Below are 11970 nucleotides of genomic sequence, written 5' to 3'. Positions count from 1 at the left end.
AGAACATTTGCCCTTAACCTTTACCTTTTTGTTTGTTTATAATGTATCAAATACGTCTGATAAACGTTGTGTGATCTCTTCAATAGAACCAACTCCGTTTATGCCGTAGTAATTACCTTGAGCTTGATAAAAATCTTTTAAAACAGCTGTTTTAGTGTTGTACTCGTTAAAACGATTACGAATTTTACTTTCGTCCATATCGTCAGAACGACCACTTGTTTTTCCTCTTTCTAAAATACGGTCAACTAGTAAGTCTTCAGGAACTTCTAAAGCAACCATTCCGTTAATGCGCTCACCTTTTTCAGCTAAAAATGTATCTAAAGCTTCTGCTTGAGATTCTGTACGAGGAAAACCATCAAAAATAAATCCTGCTACGTCAGCATTTTTGTTAACCTCTTCTTTTAACATGTTAATTGTAACTTCATCAGGAACTAAATCACCAGCATCAATATATGTTTTTGCTAATAACCCTAATTCAGTTTGATTTTTAATATTAAATCGGAATACGTCTCCTGTAGAAATGTGTACTAAATTGTATTTTTCTTTTAAAATTTCTGCTTGTGTACCTTTTCCTGCACCTGGAGGACCGAATAATACGATGTTTTTCATTTTGGGTTGTGTTGTTAATTGATAAATAGCGGGTAAATTTCTACCATAACCTTTGTAATCTAAACCGTAACCAACAATAAACTTATCTTCAATACCTTTTCCGATATAGTCTATATGTAATTCTTTACGATATACATCTGGTTTGTAGAAAAGTGTAACTATTTTTAATTCTTTTAAATTTTTTGTTGCAAAAATCTCGTAGATTTCTTGAAGTGTTGTTCCGGTATCAATAATATCTTCTAAAATGATAACAGTACGTCCCGTCAAGTCTTCGTTAAGACCTATTAAACTTTTTACATTTTCTGTTGAACTAGTACCTTCATAGGAAGATAATTTTACAAAGCTTATTTCACAATCACCTTTGTATTGACGTAAAAAATCGGCAGTAAAAACAAAGCAACCGTTTAAAATCCCTATAAAAACAGGAACCTCGTCTTTGGGTAAATCATTTTTAACTTGTTTAGCTAAAGATGTAATAATGCTAGAGATTTCATTAGCTGAAATGAACTCTTTAAAATATAAATCGTGAAGTTTTGTAATTTTCATCAGAATGCAAAGATAGTTTCTTGATATTAAATGAAAAAACCGTTTTGAATAAACTTCAAAACGGTTTTATATATGTTTAAGTAGCGCTTATTTGTTTTCTTCTTTTTTAGAAACGTCAAACATAATTGGTGTTGCAACGAATAAAGAAGAGTAAGTACCTACTACTACACCTACGATTAATGCGAACATGAATCCTTTAATACTGTCTCCTCCGAAGAAGAAGATAGCTAACATTACTAATAATGTTGTTAAAGAGGTGTTGATAGTTCTTCCTAAAGTACTACATAATGCTTTGTTTACTAAGTTAGCAGTAACTGAATTTTTACCCTCAGTAAACTCTCTAATTCTATCAAAAATTACCACGGTATCGTTTAATGAGTATCCTACTACGGTTAAGATAGCAGCGATAAACGATTGGCCGATTTCCATATCAAATGGCATGAATTTGTAAAGTAAAGAGAATACTCCTAATACTACTAATACATCATGGAAAACAGCAACTACTGCACCGATAGAGTAAGCCATTTTTCTAAAACGTAATAAGATATATAAGAATACTACAATTAACGATCCTAATACCGCCCATAAAGCAGCCTGCTTAATATCGTCAGCAATTGTAGGTTCTACTTTCATATAACTCATAATTCCGTTTCCAGCTTTTTCAAAACCTGGTTTGAAATCTTCATAAGAAGTATTTCCTAAGTGAGACTTTAATCCGTTGTATAAAGCAGTTTGTACTTCGTCATCAACTTCAGTTCCTTCCTCGTCAATTTTAAAGGCAGTTGTAATTTTTAATTGATGATCAGATCCGTAAGTTTTAACCTCAGGAGCAGTACCGAATACAGCTTTTAATTCTTCAGCAACCTCGTTACCTTTCATAGCTTCGTCAAAACGAACTACATAAGAACGACCTCCTTTAAAGTCAACTCCTTGTTTTAATCCTACAGTGAATATAGAAACTAAACCAACAACGATGAAGAATCCTGAAATGATATAAGCGATTTTACGTTTTTGTAAAAACTCGATAGAGATGTTTTTAAACCAGTTTTTAGATAATCCAGTATTGAAAGGTAAACTTGTTCCTTTAGCAACTGCTCCATCAATAAATAAACGAGTAATAAATACAGCAGTAAATAAAGAAGTAGCAATACCAATCATTAATGTTAAAGCGAATCCTTTAATTGGTCCTGTACCAAAAGTATATAAGATAACACCCGTTAATAAAGTGGTAATGTTAGCATCAATAATTGCAGATAATGCTCCTTTTATACTAAATCCTTCCTCTACAGAGTCACCTAAGTTTTTACCTCCGCTTAAAGCTTCTTTAATTCTTTCGAAAATGATTACGTTCGCATCAACCGACATACCTATAGTTAAGATAATACCCGCAATACCTGGTAATGTTAATACAGAGTTGAAAGAAGCTAAAATTCCGAAGATGAATAAGATGTTTACCACTAAGGCAATGTTAGCATATAAACCAGCTCTTCCGTAATATAAGAACATCCAAACTAAAACTAAAATAATAGCTAATCCGAATGATGCCATACTTGCATCGATAGATTCTTTACCTAAAGAAGGTCCAACTACTTCCATTTGAATAGCTCTAGCAGGTGCAGGTAATTTACCAGCTTTTAATACAGTTGCAATATCTTGTGCTTCTGTAACGGTCATAGAACCTCCAGATATTTGAGTGCTACCTCCAGAAATTACTTGGTTTACACTAGGGGCTGTATATACATAATTATCTAAAACAACAGCAACGAATTTACCAACGTTTTCACTTGTCATTTTTGCCCATTGCTTAGTTCCTGTAGCATTCATTAACATAGATACCACAGGCTTACTCATTTCATTATATTCTTGCTTAGCATCGGCAATAACGTCACCATCAATTGGAGCTTTGTCTTTTCTATTAGATTTAATAGCGTATAAATTTATAAGTTCACTACCATCAGCACCTGGATGTGCTTTATAATCCCATAAAAACTTAGTGTATTTTAAGTTGTTAGGTAATAAAGCTCTTACTTCTTTGTTATGTAAAAAGTTATTAACTTTTGCTGTATCTTGAACTCTAGATTGAGCTACTAAAGGACTCACTTCTTGAGGACTTCGAGCTACATTAGGGTATAAGTAAGTGAATAAGTTCTTTTGAGTTTCAACATTTGTTGAATCAGCAGACTCACCTAATAAATCATCAATATTATCAGCTGTTTTAGTAGTGTCTTTAACTTCTTCAGTAGCTGAGTCATCTTTTAATAATTCAGCAACTTTAGCATTCGCAGTAAAGAAGAAGTTTTGTACATCAGCATTGGTGTGTACTTCCCAAAATTGTAATTCAGCAGTACTTTGTAATAATTTTTGAGCACGATCAATATCTTTTGCTCCTGGTAATTCTACTTGAATTCTACCAGAGTTTCCAATACGTTGAATGTTTGGTTGAACAACTCCAAATTTATCAATACGGCTACGTAATACTTCAAAAGCAGTGTTGATAGAAGTGTTGATTTCTTCTTGTAAAGTCGATTTAACCTGCTCGTTGGTTTTATTGAAGTCTATTTTATCACGTAAAGCTTTAGTTCCAAAAATGCTTGGGTCGCTTAATTTAACGTTACCGTTGCTTAATTTTTCGAACTCATTGTAGAATAAATCTAAGTAATTCGCTTGACTGTTCTTTTGAGCTTCATCAGCATTTTTTAATGCTTGCTTAAAAGTTGTGTTTTGAGAATCGTTAGATAATCCAATTAAGATATCTTTTACTGATACCTGTAAAATTGCATTAATACCCCCTTTTAAATCAAGACCAAGGTTCATTTCTTTGTCTTTGATGTCGTTGTAAGAGTACTTAGCAAATCCTAAGTTTACTACCTCTTTGTTAGCTACGCTATCTAAGTATTTTCTTTCATATCTTGCTAAAGCTCTTCCATTGTTATCACTAACATTTGCTTTCGCATACTGTTTCGCGCTGTCTTCTACCTTATTGGCGAAAAACGAGAACGATAATTGATAAATACTTACTAAACCAAAAAGTATAGCAAATAATTTAATTAATCCTTTGTTTTGCATTGTAAATAATTTAAATCGACTTTATTTTAAAAACGTGCAAATATAGCGTTTCGTTAAAAGAAAAGCCAATTCTTTTATCATATTTATGTAATAAGCTAATAATTGGGGAATAAATGCTAACAAAAGTCAGTTTTTGTAGGGATTATATTGCGTATATTTACCTACTTTTTACAACAAACAAATAACTTAAATTTTAAACAATTTGCCATGGCGCATTTAACTGATATCGAGATTGCTCAAGCAAAAGAATTACAACATATTAAACATATAGCCAGTAAATTAAAAGTAAGTGAAGATGACTTAGAAATGTATGGAAAGTACAAAGCTAAATTACCACTTGATTTAATTGATGAAGAAAAAATAAAAGAGAATAATTTAGTGTTGGTAACAGCATTAACTCCGACACCAGCAGGTGAAGGAAAAACAACAGTTTCTATTGGGTTAACTGAAGGATTAAACAAAGTAGGAAAACAAGCTGCTGTCGTATTACGTGAACCTTCATTAGGGCCTGTTTTTGGTATTAAAGGAGGTGCTGCAGGTGGAGGGTACTCTCAGGTAGTTCCTATGGAAGATATCAATTTACATTTTACTGGAGATTTTAATGCTATTGAAAAAGCAAACAATTTATTATCAGCGTTAATTGATAACAATTTACAGAGTAGCGTTAATAATTTAAATATTGACCCAAGAACTATTTTATGGAAGCGTGTTATTGATATGAATGATCGCTCTTTGCGTCAAATAACGATTGGACTGGGAGGAACAGCTAATGGAATTCCTCGAGAAGACGGATTCAATATTACACCAGCATCTGAAGTAATGGCAATTCTTTGTATGGCAACTAATTTTGACGATTTAAAAGAACGTTTAGGGAATATTTTTATTGGATTTACTTTTGATAAAAAACCAGTTTTTGCTCGTGATTTAAAAGCACAAGATGCTATGGCTATCTTATTAAAAGATGCGATAAAACCTAACTTAGTACAAACATTGGAAGAGAATCCTGCAATTATTCATGGTGGACCTTTTGCAAATATCGCACAAGGAACAAACACAATTATTGCGACTAAAATGGGATTGTCATTATCAAATTATGTTGTTACAGAAGCTGGTTTTGGTGCAGATTTAGGAGCTGAGAAATTTTTGAATATCAAATCACAATATGCAGGATTAAACCCTAAATGTGTGGTATTGGTAGCTACTATTAGAGCATTGCGTCATCACGGAGGTTCACCAAAAGAAGAATACAATACGCCGAGTTTAGAACGAGTACAGAATGGATTCAAAAACCTTGAAAAGCATATTGAAAATATTAGAAAGTTCAATATTGAACCTGTTGTAGCTATTAATTCTTTTATTTCTGATACTGATGAAGAGGTACAGTTTGTAATTGACGCTTGTGCTAAATTAGGAGTGCAAGCAGTCGTTTCAGAAGGATGGGCTAAAGGAGGTGAAGGAACTAAAAAATTAGCCGAAGCTGTGGTTGATGTAGTTGAAAATAAAGCAACTCAATACAAACCGTTGTACAATTGGAAAAGTCCTGTAAAAGAGAAAATAGAAAAGATAGCTAAAGAGATTTACGGTGCTAGTGGAGTAACTTACGATAAAAAAGCAGAATTAAACTTGCGAAGAATAGATAGATTAGGTTTTAATGATTTTGCTATTTGTATGGCTAAAACTCAAAAGTCTTTTTCTGATAATGAAAGTTTAACAGGAAGGCCGGAAGGGTTTACCGTAAATGTTCGTGAAATAGAAATTGCAGCTGGTGCACAATTTATCATTCCTATTTTAGGAAAAATGATGCGTATGCCTGGGTTACCTGCAGTGCCAGCATCAGAAAACATGAAGATTGATAATAACGGAGTAATCTCTGGTTTATCTTAAATAGGTAGAATAGCACATAAAAAAATCCCGAGTTACAAACTCGGGATTTTTTGTTGAAAATATTCGAAGCTAAAACTTATTTGCTGATTAGATTGTCTAATTTTATGTTTTTCAGAGTTTCTAAGCTTCCTTCTATAGAACTTAGTTCTCCTTTTAAATCGTATTTTTTACCATTTACCGTAACAAGTATTCCAATGCTATTAATTTTGTTTTCTTCACCTTTTTGATAGATTTGGTAAGTTGCATTCCTGTTTTTAAAGGTCAATGTGTTATCTTTCCTATTGAGGGTGAAATTATGATTTTCTTGTATCGTTTCAAGAGGAAATGAAAATTCTACAACTCCGTTAGGCTTAATCAACGCATAATTAAGTTCTTGGTCATTCATGCTGAATAGAACTACCTGTTTTTGGTTTTTAATAAGATTAAATGATAGTATTTGAGAGATTCCATCATATTCTAAATCTAGTGTTTTTGTAGTTTTTTTGCTTTTTTTATTGTTACTCCATTCTGTTGTAGTAGTCGAATAAAAAGGAGCATTTTCAGCACTTTCTTCTATGATTAGAGTAGGGGTTGGTATATTGTTAACTACTTTAAAAGTTGAATATTGATGCCAGCAACAACCACTTTTTGTGATAGTGTGAATGGTTTTTGTGTTGTCATTCGTTTGAAACATACCACAATATTCTTGTGCTAATCGAGTAAACTCAGGACTAAATGTTAGTTTGTTGTTAATTTCTAGATATATTCTAAAAGATGGACCATGATAGCAGCTAAATTGACCATCCATAATGGCTAAATCTTTAATGCCATCAAAATTAAAATCTTTATATATTAAAATACTTTGTTCTCCATAAGGAAGTTCTAAAATATTAGTTTTAACAACTCCTATGGTCTCTAATTCAAAGGTTAATTCGTCGGAGTAGATTTCTATTATTTTTGTATTTGTTTTAGAGTCAAAAACGACAACACTTCCTTTTTTAAAAATTTCATTTTCATAACCTTTTTCAATAGTTAACAGTCCTTTATATTTTTCTGAAAAACCTTTAATCTCGTATTTGGTTTGACTAAATGTGTTCAGGAAAGTGAAAATTAGTAAGAGTGTTAAATTCTTTTTCATTAATTAATTTGTTAAGTGTATTAATTTCAAATAGCTTTTTTATACAGACAAAAATTATCTAAATAATGTAAAAGGTTAAACCAAAAAACAACCCTTAGGTTACAGAAGTAGCCAGATGAGGGTTGCTTTTTTATGTTAACGAGTGGTGAGGTTAATTTACACCACGTTGTTTGTTTATTTCATCTTGTAATTGTCTACGTAATTTTTGTTCTTTTTCTATAGACTTCCTTTTGTACTGCTCAAACTCTTCTTCAGTATCAGCTAATAAACTCTTAGTTTCTTTAGTAACTACATTACTATTATTAAAACGATAAATAAAGAAAGCTAATCCAGCTAATAATGAAAAAATAATACCCCATACAATAGTGTTATAGGTAGCCTTGTCTAAAGGAATTCCAATAAATGAAATCGCATCTTCTTTACCAATAGAAGTAGCTAAATCCGTATTTAGAGTATCAATTTTTGTTTGTAACTCAGTAATACTTTTTTGTTGTTCGTTTATTTTAACTTGTTTAGAAGCAGCATCTGTTTTAATTACCTTTATACTGTCTAATATACTTTTTTGAAGTCTTAAGTATTCATTCTTCTTTATTACTTTATAAATCTGGTAATTATTTGATTTTTTATAAAGTTCATTAAATTGATTCTCAACAGTATTTGGTTGTTCAGGAAGGTTTTCTTGAGCGATAATACTTTGAGTAAAAATAAAGATGAATGCTATTTTGAAAAATTTCATAGGATTGGTATTTTATTTCAATTGATGAATATAAGATGGTTTAAAAAAACCCAAACGTTTAGGTTTGGGTTTTTAGTATAAGCAAGGTTATGAAACTTATTTTACTTTCTCTACAATGGCCTTAAAAGCTTCTGGGTTGTTCATAGCTAAATCAGCTAAAACCTTACGGTTTAACTCGATATTGTTAGCTTTAACTTTACCCATAAACTGTGAGTAAGACATTCCGAACTGACGAGCTCCAGCGTTAATACGTTGAATCCATAATGAACGGAAGTTTCTCTTGTTGTTTTTACGGTCACGGTATGCATAAAGCATTCCTTTTTCAACCGCATTCTTTGCTACTGTGTAAACGTTCTTACGACGTCCAAAGTAACCTTTTGCTTGCTTCAAGATTTTCTTTCTTCTATTTCTTGAAGCTACTGAATTTACTGATCTTGGCATAATTCAAATGTGTTTTTGTAGTAGGCGACTTATTTAAAAGTACTTTAATGAGCCTAACTCCATGGTTAATAATTAATTTACTACCTGGCTAACAATTATTTTAATACTAATTGTTGCTTAATGTTAGCTTCATCAGACTTGTGTACTAATGTAGCGTGTGTTAATGCAAGCTTACGTTTTTTAGACTTCTTTGTTAAGATGTGACTTTTAAACGCGTGCTTTCTTTTGATTTTTCCAGAACCAGTTAACTTGAAACGTTTCTTGGCACTAGATTTTGTTTTAATTTTAGGCATCTTTGATCTTTAGTTTTATCTTGCTTATATTATCGTTACAGATTTGTTTATTTAACCTTTTTAGGGGCAATAAACATAATCATACGTTTTCCTTCCAATTTTGGCATTTGCTCTACTTTACCATATTCTTCTAGTTCTTGAGCTAGTTTTAATAGTAAAATTTGTCCTTGTTCTTTAAATACAATCGAACGTCCTTTAAAGAAAACAAATGCTTTTAATTTTGCTCCGTCTTGTAAAAACTTAACGGCATGTTTCTTTTTAAACTCATAATCATGTTCATCAGTCTGAGGTCCGAAACGAATTTCTTTTACAGTAACTTTGGTAGCTTTTGCTTTTAAAGCTTTTTCACGTTTCTTTTGCTCGTATAAGAACTTTTTGTAATCAATAACTTTACAAACAGGAGGAACTGCTTTAGGTGAAATTTCAACTAAATCTAATTCTAACTCTCGTGCAATCTCTTTAGCTTTAGCTAAAGGGTATACACCTACTTCTACGTTATCGCCTACTAGACGAACTTCGTCAACATATTTAATCTTATCGTTAATTCTATGTTGATCTTCTTTAATTACTCTTGCGGGTCTTCTACCGCCTTTTCTTCTAATTGCTATGACTTATAAATTTAAAATTACTATCTATTTTTTTAACTACCGAAAGGAACTAATGTTTTACTAACTTCATTCTGTATTAGAGAAATGAACTCTTCTATAGTAAATGTACCTAGGTCTCCTTCGCCATGTTTCCTTACAGATACTGTGCCATCTTTTTCTTCTTGTTCACCAACAATTACCATAAATGGTATTTTGTTAACTTCGGCATCACGAATCTTTCTTCCCGTCTTTTCGTTGCGATCATCAACGAGGGCGCGAATTTCGGAATTTTCCAACAAAGTTAAAACTTTTTTGGTATAATTTTGATATTTCTCACTGATTGGCAGTATAATAACTTGTTCTGGGGTTAACCAAAGTGGGAAATTCCCACCGGTATGTTCTAATAAAACAGCAATGAAACGTTCCATAGAACCAAATGGTGCACGGTGAATCATTACAGGACGGTGTAATTGGTTATCAGCTCCTTTATAATGTAAATCGAAACGTTCTGGTAAGTTGTAATCTACCTGAATAGTTCCTAACTGCCAACTTCTACCTAAAGCATCTTTTACCATAAAGTCTAACTTCGGTCCATAAAAAGCTGCTTCACCTTCTTCAATTACATAATCTAAACCTTTATCTTTAGCTGCATTGATAATTGCTTGTTCAGCTTTTTCCCAATTTTCAACAGAACCAATATATTTATCAGGATTTTCCATATCTCTGATAGAAACTTGAGCGGTAAAGTTTTCAAAACCTAATGATCCGAATACATATAATACAAGGTCAATTACGTTTTTAAATTCTTCATCTAATTGTTCTGGAGTACAGAAAATATGTGCATCATCTTGAGTAAAACCACGTACACGTGTTAAACCGTGTAGTTCACCACTTTGCTCATATCTATATACTGTACCGAATTCAGCAAAGCGTTTAGGTAAATCTTTATATGAATAAGGTTTGTGGTTGTAAACTTCACAGTGATGAGGGCAGTTCATCGGTTTTAATAAAAACTCCTCATCTTCTTTTGGGGTAGTAATAGGCTGAAAACTATCTTCACCATATTTAGCATAGTGACCAGAAGTAACATATAGTTCCTTTTGACCAATATGTGGAGTCATTACCATTTCATAACCAGCTTTCTTTTGAGCGGCTTTTAAGAAGTCTTCAAGTCTATTACGTAAAGCAGCCCCTTTAGGTAACCATAAAGGTAAGCCTTGACCTACTTTTTGAGAAAAAGTGAAAAGTTCTAATTCTTTTCCAAGTTTTCTATGATCACGTTTTTTGGCTTCTTCAAGAAGTTCTAAATATTCTTTTAATTCTTTTTGCTTCGGAAAAGATATTCCGTATACACGAGTAAGCTGATTGTTCTTTTCATCACCGCGCCAATATGCACCAGCAACATTCATAATCTTTACAGCTTTGATAATTCCAGTATTTGGAATGTGTCCTCCACGACATAAATCGGTAAAATCACTATGGTCGCAAAAAGTAATATCACCGTCCTCTAAACCTTCAATAAGCTCCACCTTATATTGGTTGTCTTGTGCTTTATAATAAGCTAAAGCATCAGCTTTAGAAATAGAACGCATTTTAAACTCTGCTTTTTCGCGAGCACGCTCTAAAAATTTCTTTTCTATTTTATCAAAGTCTTTTTCAGAAATGGTATCCTCACCAAAATCAACATCATAGTAAAACCCATTTTCAATAGCAGGTCCTATGGTTAACTTTGCGTTCGGATAAAAATCTTGAATAGCTTGTGCTAATACGTGAGCCGAAGAGTGCCAAAATGCTTTCTTACCTGCATTATCGTTAAAGGTGTATAAAACTAACGAGCCGTCTGTGGTAAGTGGGGTGGTGGTTTCAATAGTGTTTCCTTCAAAACTGGCAGAAATAACATTTCTAGCTAAACCTTCACTAATACTTTTTGCAACATCCATTGGAGTGTTGTTCTTTTCAAATTCTTTGACGCTCCCGTCAGGCAATGTAATCTTAATCATTATATATATCTGTTATGTGTAATTTCCTTACAAGTGGAAATTTTGAAATGCAAAGATATTGTAAAAGCATTTTTAATACAATATATATATAAGGTATTTCAAATAAGCTAATCTATTTGTGTGGGCGTTCCACTTTGTCATTGGTTTCCGCTGCGCTACAACAATACAAACTGTCGGGCTTTCCACTATATCTTTTGTTTTTAGTCTCAACTAAACTTTAAAAATAAAAACAAAAGGATGTCGCTGCAATCCCTAACGCGAATTGTAGCCGTTATTATGGTGTATAAATAAAGAACTCTACCTTTTTAATGGTAGGGGGGTAAAATAGAGAGTGTGCTCGTGAGGGAAGAGAGGTGAATAAAAAAGCTTTTGGTTATAAAGTATTAAGGTTTAAGGTATTAAAATTTGGGTTTAAAAAAAGGCAAAAAAAGTCATTGTTGTATTGAAAAAGGGTTCTATATTTGCACCCGCTAACGGAAAAGCGGTAAGCTAAAAAGTTAGTAAGAGTTCATTAAAATAGGGTGTGTGATACAATAAGAAAAGGTTAAAAAATAGTTTAATTTTTTCTTGTTTTATTTAAAGTAAAGGTAGTATCTTTGCAGTCCGATTTTAACGGAGACAGTTCATTAAAACAGCGAAAAACAGACTAAAAAAAACTTTAAAAAAGTTTTTGTCAGAATAAAAACAGTTT

Annotated in this window: 9 protein-coding genes; 1 reads left to right on the top strand and 8 read right to left on the bottom strand. The window is 32.3% G+C overall.

Annotated elements, in window-relative coordinates; all coding sequences use genetic code 11:
• Nucleotides 1-36: 36 nt before the first annotated feature.
• Both N534_RS15190 and secDF read right to left on the bottom strand, forming a co-directional pair.
• Nucleotides 37-1155 (bottom strand): adenylate kinase, encoded by a 1119-nt coding sequence (locus N534_RS15190; protein WP_081728279.1) that lies wholly within the window; start codon nucleotides 1153-1155, stop codon nucleotides 37-39.
• 87 nt (nucleotides 1156-1242) lie between these two features.
• Nucleotides 1243-4221, bottom strand: coding sequence for a protein translocase subunit SecDF (secDF, locus tag N534_RS0103575; protein ID WP_028891170.1), 2979 nt, complete (start codon nucleotides 4219-4221; stop codon nucleotides 1243-1245).
• A 207-nt stretch (nucleotides 4222-4428) separates the two neighbouring features.
• Here secDF and N534_RS0103570 point away from each other — a divergent pair, with 207 nt between their 5' ends.
• Nucleotides 4429-6105 (top strand): formate--tetrahydrofolate ligase, encoded by a 1677-nt coding sequence (locus N534_RS0103570; RefSeq protein ID WP_028891169.1) that lies wholly within the window; start codon nucleotides 4429-4431, stop codon nucleotides 6103-6105.
• A 76-nt stretch (nucleotides 6106-6181) separates the two neighbouring features.
• On the opposite strand, the gene N534_RS0103565 is transcribed toward N534_RS0103570, so the two are convergent.
• The 6 genes from N534_RS0103565 to thrS all read right to left on the bottom strand — a co-directional run bounded on the left by N534_RS0103565 (nucleotide 6182) and on the right by thrS (nucleotide 11279).
• Entirely contained in the window at nucleotides 6182-7222 is a 1041-nt protein-coding gene (locus N534_RS0103565) for a hypothetical protein (protein WP_028891168.1), read from the bottom strand.
• Nucleotides 7223-7373: 151 nt separating this feature from the next.
• Nucleotides 7374-7958: a hypothetical protein gene (locus N534_RS0103560; protein ID WP_028891167.1), complete on the bottom strand. Its 585-nt coding sequence runs from the start codon at nucleotides 7956-7958 to the stop codon at nucleotides 7374-7376.
• Between the two features lie 96 nt (nucleotides 7959-8054).
• Complete coding sequence (gene rplT / locus N534_RS0103555; protein WP_028891166.1) at nucleotides 8055-8399, bottom strand: 50S ribosomal protein L20; 345 nt, start codon at nucleotides 8397-8399, stop codon at nucleotides 8055-8057.
• A 95-nt stretch (nucleotides 8400-8494) separates the two neighbouring features.
• A complete protein-coding gene (gene rpmI, locus N534_RS0103550) occupies nucleotides 8495-8692 on the bottom strand; it encodes a 50S ribosomal protein L35 (protein ID WP_028891165.1) in 198 nt (65 codons plus the stop codon).
• A gap of 47 nt (nucleotides 8693-8739) precedes the next feature.
• Complete coding sequence (infC, locus tag N534_RS15185) at nucleotides 8740-9258, bottom strand: translation initiation factor IF-3 (RefSeq protein ID WP_081728292.1); 519 nt, start codon at nucleotides 9256-9258, stop codon at nucleotides 8740-8742.
• 74 nt (nucleotides 9259-9332) lie between these two features.
• On the bottom strand, nucleotides 9333-11279 hold the full coding sequence (gene thrS / locus N534_RS0103545; protein WP_028891164.1) for a threonine--tRNA ligase: 1947 nt from the start codon (nucleotides 11277-11279) through the stop codon (nucleotides 9333-9335).
• Nucleotides 11280-11970 lie beyond the last annotated feature (691 nt).

The organism is Tenacibaculum sp. 47A_GOM-205m, from assembly GCF_000518405.1.
Lineage (GTDB): Bacteria > Bacteroidota > Bacteroidia > Flavobacteriales > Flavobacteriaceae > Polaribacter > Polaribacter lutimaris.
Note: the sequence above shows the minus strand (reverse complement) of the source record. Positions and strands in the feature narration are given on the sequence as shown.

Excerpts from the sequence above, each read along its gene's own strand:
- rpmI (WP_028891165.1), bottom strand. The coding sequence starts at position 8,692 with ATGCCTAAAATTAAAACAAAATCTAGTGCCAAGAAACGTTTCAAGTTA.
- N534_RS0103560 (WP_028891167.1), bottom strand. The coding sequence starts at position 7,958 with ATGAAATTTTTCAAAATAGCATTCATCTTTATTTTTACTCAAAGTATT.
- rplT (WP_028891166.1), bottom strand. The coding sequence starts at position 8,399 with ATGCCAAGATCAGTAAATTCAGTAGCTTCAAGAAATAGAAGAAAGAAA.
- N534_RS0103565 (WP_028891168.1), bottom strand. The coding sequence starts at position 7,222 with ATGAAAAAGAATTTAACACTCTTACTAATTTTCACTTTCCTGAACACA.
- N534_RS0103570 (WP_028891169.1), top strand. The coding sequence starts at position 4,429 with ATGGCGCATTTAACTGATATCGAGATTGCTCAAGCAAAAGAATTACAA.
- secDF (WP_028891170.1), bottom strand. The coding sequence starts at position 4,221 with ATGCAAAACAAAGGATTAATTAAATTATTTGCTATACTTTTTGGTTTA.
- N534_RS15190 (WP_081728279.1), bottom strand. The coding sequence starts at position 1,155 with ATGAAAATTACAAAACTTCACGATTTATATTTTAAAGAGTTCATTTCA.
- thrS (WP_028891164.1), bottom strand. The coding sequence starts at position 11,279 with ATGATTAAGATTACATTGCCTGACGGGAGCGTCAAAGAATTTGAAAAG.